16 protein-coding genes are annotated in these 21995 nt (G+C 31.9%); 9 read left to right on the plus strand and 7 right to left on the minus strand.

Annotation, left to right across the window (positions count from 1 at the left end; translation table 11 throughout):
- Window positions 1-62: 62 nt before the first annotated feature.
- A complete protein-coding gene (locus BFJ87_RS05245; protein WP_075694922.1) occupies window positions 63-614 on the minus strand; it encodes a CopD family protein in 552 nt (183 codons plus the stop codon).
- Window positions 615-634: 20 nt separating this feature from the next.
- Complete coding sequence (gene hemH / locus BFJ87_RS05250; RefSeq protein WP_077400976.1) at window positions 635-1666, minus strand: ferrochelatase; 1032 nt, start codon at window positions 1664-1666, stop codon at window positions 635-637.
- A 216-nt stretch (window positions 1667-1882) separates the two neighbouring features.
- Here hemH and BFJ87_RS05255 point away from each other — a divergent pair, with 216 nt between their 5' ends.
- Together BFJ87_RS05255 and BFJ87_RS05260 are read left to right on the plus strand one after the other, a co-directional pair.
- On the plus strand, window positions 1883-5392 hold the full coding sequence (locus BFJ87_RS05255; RefSeq protein ID WP_077400979.1) for a TraB/GumN family protein: 3510 nt from the start codon (window positions 1883-1885) through the stop codon (window positions 5390-5392).
- A gap of 43 nt (window positions 5393-5435) precedes the next feature.
- Window positions 5436-6260, plus strand: coding sequence for an N-acetylmuramoyl-L-alanine amidase-like domain-containing protein (locus BFJ87_RS05260; protein ID WP_245799591.1), 825 nt, complete (start codon window positions 5436-5438; stop codon window positions 6258-6260).
- A gap of 1 nt (window position 6261) precedes the next feature.
- Here BFJ87_RS05260 and BFJ87_RS05265 read toward each other — a convergent pair whose 3' ends face one another.
- Complete coding sequence (locus tag BFJ87_RS05265; RefSeq protein ID WP_077400984.1) at window positions 6262-7152, minus strand: helix-turn-helix domain-containing protein; 891 nt, start codon at window positions 7150-7152, stop codon at window positions 6262-6264.
- Window positions 7153-7358: 206 nt separating this feature from the next.
- Here BFJ87_RS05265 and hemA point away from each other — a divergent pair, with 206 nt between their 5' ends.
- From hemA to hemF, 7 genes are all read left to right on the plus strand, one after another.
- Complete coding sequence (gene hemA, locus BFJ87_RS05270; RefSeq protein ID WP_077400987.1) at window positions 7359-8618, plus strand: glutamyl-tRNA reductase; 1260 nt, start codon at window positions 7359-7361, stop codon at window positions 8616-8618.
- Window positions 8615-10192 (plus strand): hydroxymethylbilane synthase, encoded by a 1578-nt coding sequence (gene hemC, locus BFJ87_RS05275; protein ID WP_077400990.1) that lies wholly within the window; start codon window positions 8615-8617, stop codon window positions 10190-10192. Before hemA ends, hemC begins: the two co-directional genes overlap by 4 nt.
- 107 nt (window positions 10193-10299) lie before the next feature.
- Window positions 10300-11328 (plus strand): uroporphyrinogen decarboxylase, encoded by a 1029-nt coding sequence (gene hemE / locus BFJ87_RS05280; RefSeq protein WP_077400993.1) that lies wholly within the window; start codon window positions 10300-10302, stop codon window positions 11326-11328.
- The gene (locus BFJ87_RS05285; protein ID WP_077400996.1) at window positions 11328-11816 is read left to right on the plus strand and encodes a DUF6973 domain-containing protein; all 489 of its coding nucleotides are present in this window, start codon (window positions 11328-11330) and stop codon (window positions 11814-11816) included. Before hemE ends, BFJ87_RS05285 begins: the two co-directional genes overlap by 1 nt.
- Before the next feature lie 26 nt (window positions 11817-11842).
- On the plus strand, window positions 11843-12598 hold the full coding sequence (locus BFJ87_RS05290; protein ID WP_077400999.1) for an EI24 domain-containing protein: 756 nt from the start codon (window positions 11843-11845) through the stop codon (window positions 12596-12598).
- A 5-nt stretch (window positions 12599-12603) separates the two neighbouring features.
- Window positions 12604-12951, plus strand: coding sequence for a 5-carboxymethyl-2-hydroxymuconate Delta-isomerase (locus BFJ87_RS05295; protein WP_077401001.1), 348 nt, complete (start codon window positions 12604-12606; stop codon window positions 12949-12951).
- A 1-nt stretch (window position 12952) separates the two neighbouring features.
- Entirely contained in the window at window positions 12953-13855 is a 903-nt protein-coding gene (gene hemF / locus BFJ87_RS05300) for an oxygen-dependent coproporphyrinogen oxidase (RefSeq protein WP_077401004.1), read from the plus strand.
- Between the two features lie 98 nt (window positions 13856-13953).
- Here hemF and BFJ87_RS05305 read toward each other — a convergent pair whose 3' ends face one another.
- The 4 genes from BFJ87_RS05305 to BFJ87_RS05320 all read right to left on the minus strand — a co-directional run bounded on the left by BFJ87_RS05305 (window position 13954) and on the right by BFJ87_RS05320 (window position 21934).
- The gene (locus tag BFJ87_RS05305) at window positions 13954-14532 is read right to left on the minus strand and encodes a fasciclin domain-containing protein (protein WP_077401007.1); all 579 of its coding nucleotides are present in this window, start codon (window positions 14530-14532) and stop codon (window positions 13954-13956) included.
- Window positions 14533-14693: 161 nt separating this feature from the next.
- A complete protein-coding gene (locus BFJ87_RS05310) occupies window positions 14694-18299 on the minus strand; it encodes a M1 family aminopeptidase (protein ID WP_077401010.1) in 3606 nt (1201 codons plus the stop codon).
- 2 nt (window positions 18300-18301) lie between these two features.
- Window positions 18302-19183: an ABC transporter ATP-binding protein gene (locus tag BFJ87_RS05315; RefSeq protein ID WP_077401013.1), complete on the minus strand. Its 882-nt coding sequence runs from the start codon at window positions 19181-19183 to the stop codon at window positions 18302-18304.
- A gap of 105 nt (window positions 19184-19288) precedes the next feature.
- Window positions 19289-21934, minus strand: coding sequence for a DEAD/DEAH box helicase family protein (locus BFJ87_RS05320; protein WP_139344212.1), 2646 nt, complete (start codon window positions 21932-21934; stop codon window positions 19289-19291).
- Window positions 21935-21995 lie beyond the last annotated feature (61 nt).

Genomic DNA, 21995 nt, shown 5'->3' on the forward strand with positions numbered 1-21995 from the left:
TAATTAGTCTCTCTAAAAATAGGGAAAAACTATAAACCAAGGAAATTAAAAAGTAGAGAGATTTAGGCGTTTGGATTTTTACTTCTAATGCTCTTATATAGTTTAATACCTAGCATTAAAAGTAGAGCCAAGGTAAAAATACCAAGCACACCGTAAACCCAGTTAATAGCGTTTCTTACTATTACTAAAAATACCACAGAAAATAAAATGAGCGTAGAAGCCTCGTTCCAAATACGCATAAATTTAGAGCTGTACTTTATTTGGTTTTTTTGTAATTGGTTAACTATTTGATGATTTTTTAAGTGGTATAAAATCAATAAAAATACAAACCCAAGTTTTACGTGCATCCAAGGCAGTTGTAAAAACGAAGGGTTAATTATAAGTAGTAATACAGCAAATAACACAGCTAAAATTGCAGATGGCCAGGTAATAATATACCACAACCGCTTAGTCATTAATTTAAACTGTGTTGTTAATATTTCTTTGTCTGGTGAAGGTTTAAAACTGGCTTCAATATGATAAATAAATAACCTTGGTATATAAAATAAACCAGCAAACCACGTAATTACAAAAATTAAGTGAAGCGATTTTATATACAGGTAATATTCTTCCATTAGTATATTATTATTGGTTTTTAGCTTGGTAAACTACCATCTTTTTCCCAATTATTTAACCAGTCTGCCATTACAGATACCCAGTTTTCATCTGTATTTAAACAAGGTATGTGTTTGTACTCTACACCGCCAGCTTCTGTAAATTGCTCTTTACCTTCCATAGCAATCTCTTCTAAAGTCTCTAAACAGTCTGCCACAAATGCAGGTGTAATTACTGCTAAATTCTTTTTGCCTTCCTTAGGAAAACGCTCAAACTCAAAATCTGTATACGGTTTTAACCAAGGGTCGTTTGGTAAACGAGATTGGAATGATACACTAATTTTATCTTCTGGTATGCCTAATAGAGCAGTAACTCTTTTTGTAGTTTCATAACATTGGTGACGGTAACACGTATTGTGGGCTACAGAGTTAGTAGCACAACAAGAACCATCTATTTTACAATGAAACTTAGTTGGATCTGATTTTTTTATATGACGTTCTGGAATACCGTGGTAAGAGAACAATATATGATCATAATTAAAACCTTCTAAGCTTTTTGCTATACTGTTAGATAGTACTTTTAAATAATCTTCATTTTTATAAAAAGCTTGTAGTGTAGTAATTTTCATTTCAGGAAAATGCTGCTCTTTTTCTTCCATTGTTTTAACCACAACGGTTTCAAAAGAAGACATTGCGTACTGTGGGTATAGAGGAACTAATAAAACTTCATCTACGCCCTTATCTTTTAGCTCTTGCAATCCGTTTTTAATGGTCATACTACCGTAACGCATACCCAAAGCAACAGGCATTTTTGTTTGCTCTTTTACTTTAGATGTAAAACGTTCTGAAATTACAACAAGCGGAGAACCTTCTTCCCACCATATTTTTTTGTATGCTTCAGCAGATTTTTTAGGTCTGGTACGTAAAATAATACCACGTACAATAATATTACGTAACCAATTAGGTACATCTATAACCCTTTCATCCATTAAAAACTCATCTAAATATGGCTTAACATCTTTAGGGGTTGGACTATCTGGTGATCCTAAATTTACTAATAAAACTCCTTTCACAACTGTATCTTTTTATAAATGCAAAAATAAGGCTTGTTGCTCAACTTTAACACTTTTGGTTATAATTTATACTTATTCTTTAATAGCTACAATCATTTTTAAAAGTTTACTATCTTCATAATGTAACGTTAATTAGTGTCTAATTTTTTTAGGATAACTATATTTAATGCAACTTACAATTAAATTTTACGTTGTTATTTCATAAAAATACTGTTTATGCGCATTCTTATTAGTTCTGTTTTACTGTTTTTTTTGTGTTTTGGTACTGCCCAAGAAAAAAATAGTTTGCTTTGGGAGATATCTGGTAACGGATTAAAACAAACTTCTTATTTATACGGAACAATGCACGTGAGTAAAAAGGTGGCTTTTAGGTTAGATGATGTTTTTTACGAATCGTTATTGAAAAGTGATGTTGTAGCATTGGAGTCGGACCCAGCTACCTGGTTAGAAGAAGATATTACAGAAACGGCAGTACGTTACAATTATGTGCCCAAGGGTTTTTATGCGAGTTCTTTTATAATGAATAACCCAGAAACGGAAGAAGTAGGGTCTTATTTGGCTTTTGAAGACCGTATTTTAAATGGCTTGTTGTACAGAACCAATTCTTTTGCTCAAGATTTTGAAGAGGAAACATATTTAGATATGTTTATATACCAAGCCGGACAAAAGTTTAATAAACAAATTGTTGCTTTAGAAGATTTGCAAGAGTCTACAATTTTGGTAGGCAGGGCTAATTTAAATGCAATGAAAGACAAACCAGACGATTGGTTGCTAAAAAAAATGCAACAAAAGGGTATGGATTTTTTATTGCAAGATGCATATAGAGAGCGAAATATAAATTTAATAGATTCTTTAGATTCTGGTATATACACCAATCATTATTTAAAAAATATGCTGTATATACGTAACCAAAATATGGTTAATAAATTAGATACATTATTAAAGACTAATAAGGTTTTTACGGGTATTGGTGCGGCTCATTTGCCAGGAGATAAAGGAGTAATCTCTTTATTACGTAGTAAAGGTTATACCGTAAAACCGTTAACCTCTAAATCTGGCTTTAAAGGCAAGCAGCTAAAAGAAAAAATAGTAAAAAGGTTTAGGGAAAATAATTACCAAGAGCAGGCTCCAGATGATGATGCTTTTACGGTTATGCTACCTAATAAAATGTACCCGGTTACAGATAGTAATGTTACAAGCTATATTGTGCCAGACCTTGCAAATGGAAGCTATGTAATGATAACCCGTATACCTACTTTCTCCTATTTAAAAGATGATAGAACGTTTGATTTTAATAAAATTGATGAATTACTTTTTGAGAATATACCGGGTAAAATTTTAGAGAAAAATAAGTTAGAGAAAAACGGTGTTCCGTTTTTTGAAATTAAAAACTTACTTAAAAATGGTGATCACCAACGCTACCAAATTTACATTACACCTTTAGAAATAATTATTTTTAAAATGGGTGGTGAGGGTACTTATGTGCAACAATACTCAGATACTATTTTTAATACCATTAAGTTAAAAAAAGATGTTTTAAAAAAGGTAAAAGTTACATCCGGATTTAATGATTTTTCTGTAGAAATGCCATCTAATTACATTTTTCCTAATAAATATAGGTTTGGAGACCGCTTGGTACAAGGTGTAGATGATGCTACAGAAGACTACTTTTTTCTTAAAAAAGTTACACAAAACGATTTACGCTTTATTGAAGAAGATACGTTTGAGCTTAAACAAATACAAAAACGCTTTTATCAACAATTAAAAATAAAGGCTAACTACAAAGCTCCTAAAAACAGAGCACTAGTTTCTAGCGCAGTTTTGGATTCTGTTTCTGGTAAAAAATTATTTTTAAAATCTGTTGTAAACGGCATAAACTATTATTTGCTAGGTGCAGTTAGTAAAGATTCTGCCGTTGCAAACACCTATTTTAATTCTTTAGAGTTAAAGAGTCCAACGTACAATAAAGATTTTACTTTTGTTAAAGACACTGCTTTATATTTTACCACAAAATCTACAGTTAAACCACCTAATTTTTCTGTTAATAATTATAGTTTTAACAATGGTAGAAAAAAACCAAAAGAGTACAACCCGTATACCAAAACAAATATTTACCAAAATAACAACGGTGAAATAATTAGTGTTGCTGTAAATAAAGCACATGACTTTTTAATGTTGCCAAGTGTAGACTCTCTTTGGACATTAAGAAAAAAAATGTATCAAAAAAAGAGTTTTGTAATACACAAAGAGCAACAATCTAAAACTCCAGAAGGGTATGAGCAGTTAAATTTAGTTTTAACTGATACAGCTAGTACAAGAGGTATTTTTGTTAGAAATATAGCTAAAGATGGTTTGTTGTATGAGATAAAATCGGTTATAGATACTACTCAAAAATCTAGTGCTTACATTACTACTTTTATAAATAATTTTACGCCAGTAGATACCGTTATTGGTAAATCTTTTTTAGAAGATAAAACACCTTTATTTTTTAAAGCGCTGCGTGAAAATGATAGTATTGCACTTAATGGGTATCGGTTTATAAATTTTGAACCTAAACATTTAGATTCTTTAGAGTATTACGTAACTGAGTTTGATTTTAATGACAGTCAAAAGAAAATACAATCGCATTTAATACAACAAATGGGAAAACTTAAAAGCAATAGAGTAATACCATTTTTTACTTCTTTTTATGAAGATTCCTATAACAACTCTAATGCACAAACCAAAATTTTACAAGCTGTAGCCGCTAAAAATAGTGAGGCATCTGTAAAAACATTGTTAGATTTAATGTCTAAAGATTTACCATTGGTGAGTAATAGTTATGAAATTAACACCATATTTAAACCATATTTAGATAGTCTTCCTTTGGCAAAACAACTGTTTCCTAAAATTTTAGAGTATAGTGCCATTGAGGAGTACAAGGCACCAATATTTTCAATTTTGGCACGTTTGCAACTACATTCGCACATAAAAATTTCTACTTATAAAAAATATAAAAAGCAAATTTTAAATGATGCTAAAATTCAGCTTAAAAGGCATTTAGGTAAAGATAATACTAATGGTGTTGCTAGAGTATTTGGTTCTAGAAATACTTCTTACAACACATTAGAAGATTATACAATATTGCTTTTCCCTTTTAGAAAAGAAAAAGAAGTGCAATGGTTTTATACCAAACTTTTACTAAGTAATGATGCGGCTGTTAAAACAACGTATACAGCTTTACTAGCTAGGTCTAACTCTCCTATACCAAATGGTATTTTAGATTCTTTGGCTGCTAATCCAGAGAGCAGAAAATTATTATTTGATAAACTTAAAGTGGCTAAAAAATTGCAGGTATTTCCTAAGGATTATTACAGTCAACAAAGTTTAGGGGAAAGTCTAATTTACCAGCGCAATAAGTATAATAGAAATAAGTTTACTGTAGAATTTATCTCTAAAAAAGATATAAGCTACAAAGGAAATACATACGTTGGTTATTACTATAAGTTTTCTCAGAAAACAAGTTATGATAAAACTGAAAAAATATACTTATTAGTATATCCTAAAACTAATAAAATTGGTGTGCATCCTTTTTATCAAAATAACGGAAAAAATATAGAAGATGTATTTAGTGAGCAAGAGGTTATAGATATGGTTACAGAAGAGTTTATTTTAAAAGATAGAAAGCGTGCTGCTGTTTATAGACCTAATGCGTATAACAGAAATTTTGGGTATTATAATTACTAAACTTTAGTTACATTTACTTTATATGAAAAAACAATTGTTTTTAATGTTTCTATTTTTTTGTTGTGCAATTTCTTTTGCGCAGCAAATTACTTGCAGTCCCAAAGATAGCGTTGCATTTAAAACTAAAATTAAGCAGGTTAAATTAATAAGTAATGCCAGTAACTTTGGAGATTCTTTAGTGGCTATAGGTAAAACCTTTTTAAAAACACCTTATGTTGCTAAAACATTAGAAATAGGAGAAAAAGAGTCTTTGGTGGTTAACTTGCACGGTTTAGATTGTACCACTTTTGTAGAAAACGTGCTTGCTTTTGGGTTAATTTCTAGAACAGATAGTCTAAATTTTACTGCGTTTACAAACACCTTACAAAAAATTAGGTATAGAGATGGTAATTTAGATGGTTATGGCTCTAGGTTGCATTATTTTACCGAGTGGATTTTTAATAATGAAACCAAAGGTTTGGTAAAAAATATTACCAACCAAATTGGTGGTAAAATTGTTAAAAAGGAAATTAACTTTATGGGTACGCACAGAGATTTGTATCCTTTTTTAAAAAATGACGGTAATTACAATACCATACTAAAAACCGAAGAAGCTTTAAACCAAAATGAATTTTGTGTATTAGCACAAGAAGATATTGCTGCTAATGAACACCTAATAAAAACGGGTGATATTATTGCGCTAGCAACCTCTATTAATGGTTTAGATGTAACGCATACAGGTATTGCTATACGTGCAGAAGATGGGCGTATACATATGTTGCACGCCTCTACAGTGTCTATGCAGGTTGAGGTTACTAAGTTACCACTAGTAGATTATCTTAAAAAGATAAAAAGTAATATTGGTATTATGGTTGCAAGACCCATTTAAATTAGCCGTTAGTTAAAGACATTAAATACTTTTTAGGTGTTGTACCATATTTCTTTTTAAAAGCTGCTATAAAATGGCTGGCAGTACTGTAACCTACTTTTAATCCCACTTCGTTAACATTATGTTGGCCAGTTTCTAACATTTTACGTGCGTAATCCATTTTGTGCTCAAACAAAAAACTGTATACAGAGTCGCCATAAATTTGTTTAAAACCTTCTTTTAACTTTTTTAAAGACAAACCAATTTCATCAGATAGTTCTGCTAGTGTAGGTGGTTCTGCCATTCTAGCAATTATAATTTCTTTGGCCTTACGTATACGTTTAACGTTATCTTCATCTACCAAAAAAGGGCATTGCTCAATATCTGCATCTTCACTTTTGTTAAAATAAAGAGCAATAAGTTCATAAACTTTACCTTTTATGTACAAACTTTTTATAGAAGAGTGCAGGTTGTAGTTCATAATCTGACTTAGAACTATGGCTGTAGCCGGACTCACATTTTCTTGAGAGTAGTATTTTTTATCCTGAAAATCTGAACTTAAAAACGGAATGTAATCTGCTTCTTTAGAAAATAGTGAATGAAATTTACGAATTGTCATTACCACAGATACCATCCAAGAATTTGGACTTAGCTCTAGGTTTAGCGGCAAATCTTTTTGTGTGTTGTAAAGTAAAAGCGAATTTTCTTCAGAAACCTCTAAGGCATAGCTGCTCTCATTAAAAATAAACTTTCCATTGCCTTTTAAACAATAATGAAACTGTATGAAAGAACTGTCTATTTCACGTTCAACTTTTTGATTTTCAATACTATCGTTTTGTATTTTAAGTACGTAAAAACCATCTTCAATTAGTACTTCTTCAAATGAACCTTGAGCGGTATTTTTTACTTCCATTTTAAATTTTGTTACAGTTTCATTCTATTTAGAAACTTTCTAAATAGAAAAGAGCTATTCATTCTTATAGTAACAAATATAAGTATTTAGCTCCTTTTTTGTGTAAATAAGAGGTTAAAAAGCGGTAATCGATACTTATTGTTCTTCTAGCGTTATTTTTATTCTAATGCTAGATTTATTTTTGTAACCGATTTGAAAAATTCCCAATGAAGAATTATCATATTTCTAAACATAGTTCCTTTTACACCATAGGTCTTAATTATGAAAAGGCAGATGCAGTAGTAAGAGGCAAATTTAGTTTAGATGAAAAAGCAATGAATGCATTGCTAGTAGAGGCAGCAGAAGAAGGTATAGATGGTTTGTTGGTAACCTCTACATGTAACAGAACAGAATTACACGGTTTTGCAAAGCACCCATTTCAATTAATAAAATTGTTGTGTGACAATGCAATGGGTACTGTAGAAGAGTTTCAGGAGGTAGCATATGTATACAAAAACAACGACGCTATTAGTCATTTGTTTAAAGTTGGTACTGGTTTAGATAGTCAAATTCTAGGCGATTTTGAAATTATAAGTCAGCTTAAACAAAGTTTTGTTCGTTCTAAAAAGCATAATTTAGCAAACCCTTTTATAGAGCGTTTGTGCAATGCAGTTATACAAGCTAGCAAACGTATAAAAAACGAAACAGAAATATCTAGCGGAGCAACATCTGTAGCTTTTGCATCTGTACAATACATTATTAAAAACGTACCTAACATTTCAGAAAAGAATATTTTACTTTTTGGAACCGGTAAAATAGGGCGTAATACATGTGAAAACTTAATAAAGCACACACAAAACTCACACATTACTTTAATTAATAGAACCAAAGACAAGGCAGAGAAAGTTGCTGGTAAGTTTAATTTGGTGGTTAAAGATTATGGAGATTTACAGGCAGAAATTAGAAATACAGATGTATTAATAGTTGCCACTGGTGCTGCACAACCAACCATTTCTAAAGAGTTAATTTATACAAAAAAGCCGCTTTTAATTTTAGATCTTTCTATACCTAAAAATGTGGCAGATAACGTAGAGGAATTAGACAATGTTTCTTTAATTCATTTAGATCATTTATCTCAAATGACAGATGAAACTTTAGAAAAAAGAAAACAATTTATACCACAGGCAGAAGCAATTAACGATGAAATAAAAACCGAGTTTATTAAGTGGTTAGAGACCCGAAAGTTTGCTCCGGTAATTAAGGCGTTAAAGCAAAAGCTAAATACTATTAAAGAAGAAGAGCTAGATTTTCATAGCAAAAAGGCTGCTAACTTTAACTTAGAAGAGGCAGATATTATAACAGACCGTATTATACAGAAAATTACAAAGCAGTTTGCCAATCACTTAAAAGATGAAAATACAGACGCTAACAATAGTTTAGACTTAATACAGAAAGTTTTTCAATTAGAAGTGAATACAACAAAATGAGCAAAATAATACGCATTGGTACCAGAGATAGTGAACTTGCATTGTACCAAGCAAACAGAGTAAAATCTGAATTAGAAACCCTAGGATTTAAAACCAAAATAGTAGCTGTTAAATCTACTGGAGATTTACAGTTAGATAAGCCTTTGTATGAGCTAGGTATAACTGGTATTTTTACTAGAACCTTAGACGTAGCTATGCTTAAAGGAGAAATAGATATTGCTGTACACTCTTTAAAAGATGTGCCAACTGTTTTGCCTAAAGGTATTGTACAAGCAGCTGTTTTAGAACGTGGTAATGTTAAAGACACTTTGGTTTATAAAAATAACGAAGAGTTTTTAGGCGCTCGTGATGGTATTATTGCTACAAGTAGTTTACGCCGTAAAGCACAGTGGTTAAACCGTTACCCTACACATAAGATTGAGGATATACGTGGTAATGTAAATTCACGTTTGCAAAAGTTAGAGGATTCTGATACGTGGAACGGAGTTATATTTGCTGCTGCTGGTATTGGTCGTTTAAATTTAAGACCAGAAGAGGCAGTAAATTTAGATTGGATGATTCCTGCGCCAGGACAAGGTGCAATAATGGTTACAGCAAAAGAAGATGAGGAAGAAATTTTAGCCATTTGTGATGAAATAAACCATAGAGAAACTGAAATTTGTACAACAATAGAACGTACTTTTTTAAATAGGTTAGAAGGTGGTTGTACTGCTCCAATTGGTGCTTTGGCATACATAAAAAGCGAACAAGTAATTTTTAGAGCTGTATTACTAAGTCCAGATGGAACTAAGAAAATAGAGGTAGACAGACTTGTAAAGTTAGGCGATCATAATAACTTGGCTGTAGAAGCTGCAGAACACGTTTTAGAACGTGGTGGTAAGTATATTATGGAAGGTTTACACAGCGCTAATAAAGAAACCACTGTTTTTTCTACCAAATTGTTAACTAATGACCAAAAAGATAGGTTAGCAAATGGTATTGCTGTAGAAAGTAGTGACTTTATAAAAATTAGTTCTAACAGAATACCACCAAGAGTATTTAAAAAAGAGATTGAAAATGTAGTTTTTACTAGTAAAAATGCAGTAGAATCTGTGCTTACAAATTACGCTGGTTCAGAACTAAAATTTAATAATATTTACTGTGTAGGTCGTAAAACCAGACGTTTTATAAAAAACAATATTGGTCCAGTTGCGCATTTTGAAAAAAGTGCAAAAGAACTAGCAGAATATTTAGTAGCTAACTTAGCGGTAAAAGAAATAACCTATTTTTCTGGTAATTTAAGGTTAGATGATATGCCTTCTATTTTAGAGAAAAACAATATTAAAATTAATGAAGTTGAGGCTTACCAAACAAAGTTTGATGCCAAAAAGGTGCCAAGTAGCGTAGAGGCTGTATTGTTTTATAGTCCGTCTGGTATAGAAAGCTTTTTAAAAGAAAATAAAGCCAATGCAATTGCTTTTTGTATTGGAGACACAACAGCAGCAGAGGCAAAAAAACATTTTTCAGATGTTAGAGTAGCAAAATTACCAACTGTAGAAAGTGTTATAGATTTAGTAAATGAGCATTATAGCTAACTTTTAACCTAGGCTGTTGGTTATTGGTTTTTAGCTTTTGTTTGTTATAAAGTTGAGTTTAAGTTAAACAAATTCCTTCTCTATTGGGAGAGGGTTAGGGATAGGATATGATAAAAAACGATTTATTTTTAAGAGCCTTAAAAGGAGAAACTGTAAACAGACCACCGGTTTGGATGATGCGTCAGGCTGGTAGATACTTGCCAGAGTTTATGGAAATCAAAAAAAAATACGATTTCTTTACACGCTGCCAAACACCAGAATTGGCATCAGAAATAACAGTACAACCTATACGCAGATATGGTATGGATGCTGCTATTTTATTTTCTGATATTTTAGTTATTCCGCAGGCAATGAATATTGAGGTAGAAATGAAGCCAAATTTTGGTCCGTATTTACCAAACCCTATTCGTACTTCTAAAGATTTAGACTCTGTTATTGTGCCAGACATAAACAGCACGCTTGGTTATGTTATGGATGCTATTAAAATGACAAAAGAGAAGTTAAATGATGATATTCCTTTAATAGGTTTTGCTGGTTCTCCTTGGACAATTTTATGTTACTGCGTACAAGGGCAAGGTAGTAAAACGTTTGATAAGGCAAAGGAATTTTGTTTTACAAACCCGGTTGCAGCGCACCAATTATTACAAAAGATAACAGACACTACCATTGCTTACTTAAAAGAGAAAGTTAAGGCAGGAGTTAATGCAGTTCAGGTGTTTGACTCTTGGGGAGGTATGTTGTCACCAACAGATTATAAAGAGTTTTCTTGGCAGTATATACAGCAAATTATAGATGCTTTAAAAGATGAAGCTCCTGTTATTGCCTTTGGTAAGGGATGTTGGTTTGCATTGGGAGATATGGCTAAGTCTGGTGCATCTGCTTTAGGTGTAGACTGGACTTGCTCTGCACGTAATGCACGTTATTTAACAGGAGGTAATATTACACTACAAGGTAATTTTGATCCATCTAGGCTGTTGTCTCCACCAGAAGATATTAAAAAAATGGTGCACCAAATGATTAATGAATTTGGTAAAGATAAGTACATAGTAAACCTTGGTCACGGTATTTTACCAAACATACCGCTAGAAAATGCAAAAGCATTTATAGATGCTGTAAAAGAGTATAAAGCTAACTAGTGAAAATCTGGAACAGAATAAAAAGTTTAAGTATAAGACAGTTTTTTAAACTGTCTTTACTGTTTTTAAGGCATCCATTATTATTGGTTCCTAGTATAAAGGCAACAAAACAAACATTTGCTTTTTGCAATACGTACTATCCAGATGGCCACGGTAAAAGCAATAAAGGCAATGCATTTAGACACGCAGTGTGGAATGCTCTATTGTGTACTTACACGCTAAAACGCACAAAAAGTAAGCAAAAAAGTGTGTTTTGGGCTCAAAAAGTAACCGATTTGTATGAAAAAGTCACCAATAACAATGAGTTAGATGAATTAATGGACTTGCAAAATAATGCGGTAGGCAGACTTTATTTTTTTAATTATGCAGACAAAAAGGAATCGGAATTAATAAACTTTATTTTAGAAAAAAGTAAGGTAGCCGAAAAAATTGCAAATGCAAAAGACATAAAACTATATCCTGCTAATATGGTTTATATTGTATCTTAGTTTTTAAGAATTTTAAAATATAACAAATGCTCAAAAATATCTTGAAAGGAATAAAAGCCTATGCTGGTACTTTTGCTTTAATTTCTAAGCTTAAACTTTGGAAATATTTTCTTGTTCCTGTACTAATTAGCGTGTTAACGGCGGCAATAATTGTTTTGTTGGCTATTTGGTTGTCTGGTAGTATTGGTGGTTTTATAGCACAAATTTGGATTTGGGATTGGGGCAAAGAGACTTTTACAACAGTTTCTAACTTTATAGGTGCAACAGTTATTGTTGTAATAGGGTTATTGTTATACAAACACATTGTAATGGCATTGTCTGCACCGTTTATGAGTCCGGTATCAGAAAAAATAGAGGCACATTTAACAGGTGTACCGGCACATAGCCATACAAACACATCTTTTAGTGAGCAACTATGGAGAGGTATACGCATAAACGTGAGAAATTTGGCAAAAGAAATTTTATTTACCATACCAATTCTATTACTTGGTTTTATACCAGTTATTGGTGTAGCTTCAACCATATTGTTGTTTTTAATGCAAGCCTATTATGCTGGTTTTGGTAATATAGATTATACCCTAGAACGCCATTTTAATTATAAAGAAAGTATAGCTTTTGTTAAAAATAATAGAGGTTTAGCTATAGGTAACGGTATTGTTTTTATGCTGTTTTTATTTGTGCCATTAGTAGGTATAATTCTTGTTTTACCACTGTCGGTAACAGCAGCAACAGTAAAAACAGTAGAAATTTTAAAGAACGAAACCTTAGTTGTTAAAAAATAATTTATATGCCACACTTTGTTATAGATTGTTCTAGTGATGTTTTAAAATTGCAAAATCCAACGGAGGTTTTACAATCAGTACACGCAGTAGCTGTAGCGACTAATTTGTTTGATGAGGCAGATATAAAAGTACGTTTAAATCCTTTTGCAGAGCATTATTTGGTGGGAGGTAAACAAGAACCTTTTATTCACGTTTTTGCTAATATTATGGAAGGCAGAACTAAAGAGCAAAAAGCAAATTTATCAGAACAAATAACACGTAAATTAAGTCGGTTTTTCCCAGAAATCTCTTTTATAGCTATTAACATAAGGGATTTTGAAAAGGAAACATATTGCAATAAATCAATGATTTAAAATGAAGGACAAGTTTTATAACTATATACAAGAATTACAGGATACTATAACCGCTAAGTTAGAAGCTGTAGATGGTGTTGCTAAATTTAAGCAAGACATTTGGAAACGTCCAGAAGGTGGTGGTGGCAGAACCAGAGTTATAGAAAACGGTGCTGTTTTTGAAAAAGGCGGAGTTAATATATCTGGAGTACACGGAAAGTTACCAGAAAGTATGCAAAAGTATTTTGGTGTAGAAGATGCTAACTTTTTTGCCTGTGGTTTAAGTTTGGTGTTGCATCCTAAAAATCCAATGGTGCCTACTGTACACGCTAATTGGCGCTATTTTGAAATGTATGATACAGACGGTAATATTGTGGATCAATGGTTTGGTGGCGGACAAGATTTAACGCCTTATTACTTGTTTAATGAAGATGCTACTCATTTTCATAACGTATGTAAAACCGCTTGCGATAAACACAACCCAGAGTTTTACGCTAAATACAAAGCACGTTGTGATGAGTATTTTTGGAACGCTCATAGAGATGAAGCGCGTGGTATTGGTGGTTTGTTTTTTGACTATTGTAAAGCTACAGAAAGTATGTCTATGCAAGATTGGTACAATTATGTAACAGAGGTTGGTAATAGCTTTTTAACGTGTTATGTGCCTATTGTAGAAAAAAGAAAAGAGTTGGCTTACACTAAGGAGCAAAGAGATTGGCAAGAGATTAGACGTGGCCGTTATGTAGAATTTAATTTGGTGCACGATAAGGGAACGTTGTTTGGATTAAAAACTAACGGCCGTATAGAGAGTATTTTAATGAGTTTGCCTCCCCACGTACAATGGGTTTATGACCATACCCCAGAGGAAGGTAGTGAGGAAGAAAAATTGCTTCAGGTTTTAAAAACACCTAAAGAGTGGGTGTAGTGTAAAGCTTTATAAGCGTATTAAAATAAAAAAGGTGTCTAAAATTATATTAGACACCTTTTTACATTTGGGGAACAATCAATCAAACTAATAAAAAACTATTTCATTGGTAAAACAACCGTATCTACTACGTGTATAACGCCGTTAGACTGGTTTACATCTGCAATTGTAACTGTAGAAACATTACCAGCTACATCTTTTAATTGTACTTTTCCTTTAGTAACCATTGCTGTTAGTTTTTCACCAGCAACAGTAGTAAATTCTGCTTTTCCTTTACCCATTTTTATTGCTTTCATTATATCTGCAGCAGAATGTTTACCAGCAACTACGTGGTAAGTAAGTACCTTTTGTAATGTTGCTTTGTTTTCTGGCATTAATAGCGTTTCTACAGTTCCTTTTGGCAATTTTTCAAAAGCCATATTTGTTGGTGCAAATACTGTAAAAGGACCTTCTCCTTGTAACGTTTCTACTAAATCTGCAGCTTTTACGGCAGCAACAAGTGTGGTGTGGTCTTTAGAGTTTACAGCGTTAGATACAATATCTTTTGATGGGTACATTTCTGCGCCACCAACCATTTTTGTTTCAGCTTTCATCATTTTATCTTGTGCAAATGTGTTTGCTCCAATTAAAAGAATAATAGCTAGTGAAGTCGATTTTAATAATTTAGATAATTTCATTTTTGTGTGTTTTAATATGTGATTACGACCTTACCTACGGCAAAAACTAAAAGAGGGTTTTAAAAAAGTTGTCTTTTTTTATATTGATGTATTTTTTATTCTAAAAAACAAAAAAACGCCCCAAAAGGAGCGTTTTGTTTATATAAGTATTTGGTTGTAGTTTATTCTAAAACCTCTTTTAAGTTATCGTCAGACTTACGATCTATTAATTTGTTATAAGGATCTATTCCCGCTTTTTCAGGTTTTTTATCTGTAACAATTGTGAATGTATTGTCTCCTGGTGCCAACCATTTCAATTCAAAATAATAAGGATCTTTTAGAGTTACATTCTCTTCATTTTTAATATCAGGTCCAAAAAGGCCAACATCTACTAAGTTCTTTTTAGTATCAGTTTCTCTTTCTTTTCCTTTATCATCATAATAAATTTTAGAAGAGTTTACAGTAAAAGTAGTTTCCCATTTTCCGTTATCTAGCTTTTTAGTTTTAGCTTCTGTTACTTTGTTTTCATACAAAACAATTTCTTTAAAGCCATCTGTAACTTTGTATTTTAAAGAGTCTGGAGCAACAGCATACAATGCATCATATAAATTATCGGATGTAGGGTACACGCCTTTATTAAAATACTTGTATTCATTTAAAAATTGCTTTAAAGCGCCATTAATTTTGTTTTCACCAATAACATCTTGTAATTCATACATTACCATAGAGCCTTTGCGGTACCAAATATGCTGACCAGTTTCTACATTGATTAATGAGCGTTCCGGTTTAAAACTAAACTGGCGTGCACTTAAATAAGAATCTAAAGAGTTTTTTAAGAACGATTTTATTCCGTTTTCTCCATATTCGTTTTTCATTGTCATTAAAGACACGTACTCTGCAAGAGTTTCAGAAATAATATTAGATCCAGATGTTTTACTAGGACTAACAATATGTCCCCACCATTGGTGTGCAACCTCATGAGATGTTACCCTAAACGCATAGTTAAAATCTTCAGCTTTTGAAAAATCGGCAACAAAACCAAAATCTTCAGAGTAGGGTATTGTTGTGGCAAAAGATTGCGCAAAAGTTGAGTATGCAGGAAACTCCACAATTCTAATAACCGAGTACGGATACTCATAAAAGTTTTTAGAGTTATAGTCTAATGATACTTTTATACCGTTTATAAAGTGTTTTAAATTTCTTTTGTGTTTTGGAGAATGATAAATTTCTATAGCAACTTTTTTACCACTTGGTGCTGTCCAGTAATCTTTTTCAACATCATAAGCAGCAGATGCAAAGTTGAAAAAGTAATCTGTTTTTTCATCTAATTTATAAGTAAAGTAGCTTCTATTGTCTTTATCCCACTTTTTAATAAGATTACCGGGAGCAATAGCAGTTTGCCCTTTAGAGGTGCTCACAGTAGCTTCAAAATTCATGTAGTTTGCATCTTCATTAAACAAACTCTTTTTTAGAGCAGTACTATCGGTTCTAGGAGGAAATAAGTAGTCCATTTCTTCTAAGTCGTACTTTTTACGAGTACCATTATCATTTAAAGCAATTTCATAATGAAAAGAAGGAAAAATATCATCTCTAAAAAATGTACCGTTATTTAATACATTTGTCTCTAATCCGTTGGCAAAACCTTTTGTTATTGCCCTAGTATTAATAATTAAAGAAGCAGTGTCTTTTGGTTGTAAAGGCTTTGGTAACTTGTATATAAATAGTCTGTAAACACTATCTTTTAAAAAGGGTTGTAGTTCTTTTCCGTTATAAACAACTTTAGTTATTTTAGTATCTGCAACACCAAATTTTACTTCCATTAAGAGTGTATCTATTGGGGTGTCAAAATTATTTACTGCAGTAAAATTACCTTCTGCATAAACGTCTCTTTCTTCTGGATAAATATCTATTTTAGCCTTAAGGTCTACAACTTGTATATGCGGTTTGTTTAGGTATTTTGCGTAATTTTTTTCAGCATCTGCTGCAATTTTATTGCTATGATCTGCACTTCCTATAGTATTTAGTACTTGTAAGTTGTAGTAGCTATATGCACCAACAGCAATAAAACCAATAATAAATGCTACAAAAGCAATTATGGTTTTTCCTTTAAAACGACTAGCAGCTAAACGTAGTCTTTCTTTAAAATTGGAGTAAAATCCTCTATTCCAGAAGGCATAACCAACTACAGCTAAAATACAGCTAAATAAAATCCAGTATAGATTTAACCAGAACCCACCAATTAAATAATGGCCAAATCCATTTAAATCACTTAAAAAACTACTAGGTAAACCGCCATATATAAATAATGGGTTATTTACTTTAAAAACTAATGTAATTAGAATGGGTAAACCCAAAGAAATCACAATAACTAAAAAGTGCCCTAAAAATTTATTGTTTGCTAATATATGTATAAAAAATGCCAGTAGAACGGTTGTAATATATGCAGGAAATATGTTAGCAAAATTAAAGACTAAATACAAACCTACTTCATAGTTAAAATATCCGTTATAGGTTTGGTATAGCATACCAACTATTATTGTAACTATGGTAAGTACAACAGCAACGCCTACTAATGCTATAATTTTAGAAATATAAAGTGTAGTGTTGGTAACAGGCAAAGCATCATAAAATTCAAATGTTTTATTGTTTCTTGTCCTGTGCACTGCCTCACCAGCATAAATAACTAATATAATAATAGAAAAAACCAACAATCCGGAGCTTAACTCTTGCACCATAAAACGAGTTATTGGTAATGATGGTGTGCCGTATGTTTGAGTAGATTGTGTAGCTATAAATACAGAGAAAATAATACCAATTAAAATAAGAATTCTAAACGCATTCTCTTTAACAATTGATAAAAATTCAATTTTACTTAAAGACCATAAATTTCCCCAATTTGCTTTTTTAGTAAATACTTGTTTTATGTTTTCTATTGCCACAGAACTCTGTGGAGCTGTAGTGTCTTCTTTTAATTTTTTAGCTTTCTTAGGAATTAAAAAGCTAGGGTATGAGAATTTAAATACTGTAAAAGCAAAAATTCCAATACTAATAACAAACCACATAAGGCGGTTTAGTAAAAACTCGCCGTACAAAGGTAAGTATAGGGTGTTAACTTCGTTAATAGACCAATATTTTTTTATAAATCTATACGCTTGTGCTCCAAATGGGTCTAAGTAAATGCTTAGCCATTGGCTGTCTAAATTTGCCAATAAAGTGCCGGCTACATTAGTTAAAATAAAGATTACAATTCCGCCTAAATATAAAATAGACATTCTTTTAAAAAATGTCATTAAGCTAAAAAATAATGCGCCAATAAAAAGCGAATTAAGTGTTAGGAAAAATATAAACGGAAGAAAATAAGCTGTAAAATCAAAACTAGTATATGTTCCATAATCTGGTCTGTTTAATAACGCTCCAATAGTAAAGCCAATCATAGCACCAAGTACAGCACCAATGTTCATAACAGTAACAATGGTAAAACTACCTAAAAAGCGGCCTATAATGTAATTTTTTTCTGTTATTGGAAACGAAAAATATGTTTGTGCCGTCTTATGCTCTTCATCTCTGTATACTGGTACACCCATAATTGCTGCATAGAAAAACAAGCCAAGAATGCTTAGACTACCTAAAACACCAGCAATTGCGTTAGGGCTATTTGTAAATTGTGCTGTTCCAGAATCCTCAAAAACGGAAATTAATAGCGGAATTATAAACAGTAGAAAAATGTAAATGTAAGTTACTGGTCTGCGTAACCTGTACTTTAGTTCAAATAAAAATATCTCTTTCATAATTACACAGTTTGTTTAGCCTTTTGGTTAATACTGTAAAAGTAAAAGTCCTCTAAAGTGTTACTTATAACCTCAAAACCTTCTCCAGGGTTACTGTCTGCATATACATTTATGTTTAGATTTCCACCACGTAAATAAGACGATAAAACAGTGTAGTTTTCTTCGTAAGTAGCAATTTCTTCTTTCTTAATACTTTTTCTAAACACCTTGCCATTTAAAGAGTTTGTAAGCTCCATAGGATGACCTTGTACAAGTACTTGCCCTTCATTAAAAACAGCCATATTTGTACAAAGGTTAATAACATCATCTACAATATGTGTAGATAAAATAACAACAGCCTCTTCTCCTAACTCACTTAATAGGTTATGAAAACGATTACGCTCTAGCGGATCTAAGCCAGCAGTAGGCTCATCTACAATTATTAATTTTGGATTGCCAATAAGTGCCTGTGCAATACCAAATCGTTGGCGCATACCACCAGAGTAATCTCCTAAATTTCTTTTTCTAAACTTGTATAAGTTTACTTTGTTTAGCAAATCTGCTACGTATGCTTTACGCTCACCACTATTTTGTATACCTTTTATTTTTGCAATATGGTTTAGCATCATCTCTGCAGAAACTTTTGGGTAAACCCCAAAATCTTGAGGTAAGTAACCCAAAACTTTACGTAATTCTTCGGGCTTATTAAAAACATCAATACCATTAAATTCTATACTGCCGCTATCTGCTAATTGTAAGGTAGCTATGGTTCTCATTAAACTAGATTTACCAGCGCCATTTGGTCCTAAAAGGCCAAACATACCTTTGCTAATTTCTAAATTTACATTGTTTAACGCTTTTGTTCCATTAGGATACGTTTTGTTTAGGTCTTTAATAGATAGCATATGTAATTTTTTATTTTTAGTGATGTTGCTAGGTTAGTAACTATATTTGTTAACTTGTTACACTTTTATATAGTTATTTTAAGAAATGTCTTACTGTTTTAACAATTATCTCCAAGTAATTGCTTTTTTAGATGCATCTTTAAACTGATAAACAATATGTGCTAGCCTTGCTTTAATTAGCTGTTGCCTACCGTACTTTGTTCTGGTGTAAATTAAAGAAGATTTACCAACAAATTCTTCCCAATAAAAATGAAATCTTTTAGCTTCTGCTTTACGTTTACAAAAAATGGTAGGCACAACGTAATAGGTACGTAAATTCCACTTTCTTTTTAACCAAGAGCTATTGTCTATTAAATACTTGGGGTTGTCTACAGGAGCAATAATTTCTTCTAGAGCAGTAATAAATAAAGAGCTCTCATTAGTGGTTACGCCTGATATGTAAAATGCAAAAACACCATTGCTATACCGGTCGGTTTCTAGTTTAATTTTGTTTATTGGTGTTGTTATTTTTTGTAATGCTAGTAAAGAATGTAATACAGCTTCGGCTATTTTTTTTGTTTTACGTTCTGTATTACCAAATAAAAAGTACAGTTTTAGTGCTTTGTAAAACCTGGGTATAAAACCTAAAAATATGGCGCCAAAAAATAAAGATATAAACTGTGTTATTCCTTTGCTTAGTAGTATACCAACGTTTTTTAATATAAACTCTGGTATTAAGGCAAAAGTACCAACTAGTACTTCTAAAAAAAGAAATTTACTGGCGTTTACACTGCGTAATTTTTTTTGTTTGGTATATGGTTCTTTGTAAGGGTATAAAATGTTTAGTTCTCTAATAAAAACCTCTCCTTTACCTATGGCTTTTTGCCATCTTTTAGAAATTAAATCTCTTTGGGTTGCAATAGCAAAAGTCTCTTTGTTTAATTTTTTAATATCTAATTCTGGTGTGTATTGCAAAGGCAAACCTAACCTATCTAAGCCATTAACAATGTAGGGCTCTCCTTTTAGAGCAACACCCATAAATGCATTAAATCTTCGGGTTAGTTTTTCTAAATCTTTACCACCTTCGGGATCTGTAGGGTCTAAACAAGCCAAATGCCAAATATTGCTAGTTTTATTTTTGTTGCCAGCTTGTGTTCTAATGGCTCTGCCACGCATTTGGTTAGACGATACAAAGGACCCTACATAAGAAGCTAACACTAAGGTGTTAATTGCAGGAGCATCCCAACCCTCTCCAAGTAAAGCTTTTGTACCAATTAGTATTTTTACGGTTCCGTTTTCAAAAAGTGCTGTAACTGCAGATACTATAGTGTTTTTACCCTTGGCAAACGATGTTATAATCACAAAATCCTCATCAACCTCTAATGGTTTTATGGTAAACTCTGTGTTACCTACTATTTCTTTTAAATTGATAAGGGCATTTTTATGTAAAATAACAATAGAGCCAGTTAAAATACCCAGTTGCTCTTTATGTTTGCTTTGCGTGCGTAAGTATTGAAAAATAGAAACAACACCTAATTTATTTAACTCATCAAGTTTAGAGCCATCAAAATACAAAAATTCTTTTCGTATAAAATCTGTTAAAATAACAGCTCTTAAATCGTTTTTTAAATTATCACTTTCGGCAGCAATAATAGCATTTATACTTTTTAATTTACTGGGACTATTGGCTAATGTTCTGTACAAATCTTCAACACCAACAAAATCTACTCGCATTTTACTAAAAGCACTAATTTTACGTAAATCTCTTTCAATGGCGTGCAATTTTTCTTCAAAAGGTAAAAGCAACTCTCTTTCTGTAACAAGTATTTCTTGTAATAATACTTGTAGCCAGTTGTAGTTTAAGTTTGGAAACTCAATTTTATCATCTTTAAAGCCCAAAACAGTTGTTTTTTCTAATGGAATTAGAATTTTAGCGGCATTTAAAAAAATTAAAATAGATGAGTAATACAGTGGTTTATTATAAATATTTTCTAACTCTTCTTCGGTGTTTTTGTAAAACGGATGTTGTTGTAATATGTTGGTAAACTCAGTATCATCTACAAGGGTATTTATAAAGTTTAATATGTTTTCACGGTAGGTAACAATGTGTTTTATTTGTTCTTTGTCTGGTTTAGAAAAATGTACATAATCCTGGTGCGGACATAAATCTCCGTTTTTAACCAAATCTGGAACCACAATTTCATCATCTATTGGTCCGCATAAATCAAAATATTTTTTCACCTCTTTAGCTTCGCTATCGTAAGGTGGTGTTGCGGTTAATGATATTACAGTAATATCATCTGCCTTTTTTATTTCAAACAAGCATTTCCACCATTCATTTTTTAAATGGTGAGCCTCATCTAAAACAATAGTTTTTATGTTGTTTGTCTTTATAAAGTTAACCAGAGTTTTAGAATTATCTAGCTTGTTAAAATCTTTATGTAAAGCGTGCAAAGCTTGGTAGGTAGTAAAGGTAATTTGCTTTGGTTTTTTTATGTTTAAAGAGTAGTTTGTATAACTTTTATCTTCTAAAAAAAAGGTGAGCATCCTGTCTCTCCACTGGTTTCTAATGGTTAAAGAAGGAGATAATACCAAAGTAGTTTGGTTAACTCTTTTAAGCATTTCTATGCCTAAAATTGTTTTTCCAGATCCAGGTGGTGCTACAACGTGTAGGTGCTTGTCGTTAATATGCGTATCAAAATTGTCTAAGAATTTTTGCTGATAGGTACGCCAAGTAAACTTAAATTGTAAAATGTTGTTAATAGTACTCAAATGAAGGCTCTTGGTTTCTGTATTTTTGGTTGATATTAAGTAACTTTGACACCACTAAAGT

Source organism: Cellulophaga omnivescoria, from assembly GCF_001999725.1.
Classification (GTDB): Bacteria; Bacteroidota; Bacteroidia; order Flavobacteriales; family Flavobacteriaceae; genus Cellulophaga; species Cellulophaga omnivescoria.

Excerpts from the sequence above, each read along its gene's own strand:
- BFJ87_RS05265 (WP_077400984.1), bottom strand. The coding sequence starts at position 7,152 with ATGGAAGTAAAAAATACCGCTCAAGGTTCATTTGAAGAAGTACTAATT.
- hemA (WP_077400987.1), top strand. The coding sequence starts at position 7,359 with ATGAAGAATTATCATATTTCTAAACATAGTTCCTTTTACACCATAGGT.
- BFJ87_RS05295 (WP_077401001.1), top strand. The coding sequence starts at position 12,604 with ATGCCACACTTTGTTATAGATTGTTCTAGTGATGTTTTAAAATTGCAA.
- hemC (WP_077400990.1), top strand. The coding sequence starts at position 8,615 with ATGAGCAAAATAATACGCATTGGTACCAGAGATAGTGAACTTGCATTG.
- BFJ87_RS05290 (WP_077400999.1), top strand. The coding sequence starts at position 11,843 with ATGCTCAAAAATATCTTGAAAGGAATAAAAGCCTATGCTGGTACTTTT.
- hemE (WP_077400993.1), top strand. The coding sequence starts at position 10,300 with ATGATAAAAAACGATTTATTTTTAAGAGCCTTAAAAGGAGAAACTGTA.
- BFJ87_RS05305 (WP_077401007.1), bottom strand. The coding sequence starts at position 14,532 with ATGAAATTATCTAAATTATTAAAATCGACTTCACTAGCTATTATTCTT.
- BFJ87_RS05310 (WP_077401010.1), bottom strand. The coding sequence starts at position 18,299 with ATGAAAGAGATATTTTTATTTGAACTAAAGTACAGGTTACGCAGACCA.
- BFJ87_RS05315 (WP_077401013.1), bottom strand. The coding sequence starts at position 19,183 with ATGCTATCTATTAAAGACCTAAACAAAACGTATCCTAATGGAACAAAA.
- BFJ87_RS05245 (WP_075694922.1), bottom strand. The coding sequence starts at position 614 with ATGGAAGAATATTACCTGTATATAAAATCGCTTCACTTAATTTTTGTA.
- hemF (WP_077401004.1), top strand. The coding sequence starts at position 12,953 with ATGAAGGACAAGTTTTATAACTATATACAAGAATTACAGGATACTATA.
- BFJ87_RS05255 (WP_077400979.1), top strand. The coding sequence starts at position 1,883 with ATGCGCATTCTTATTAGTTCTGTTTTACTGTTTTTTTTGTGTTTTGGT.
- BFJ87_RS05260 (WP_245799591.1), top strand. The coding sequence starts at position 5,436 with ATGTTTCTATTTTTTTGTTGTGCAATTTCTTTTGCGCAGCAAATTACT.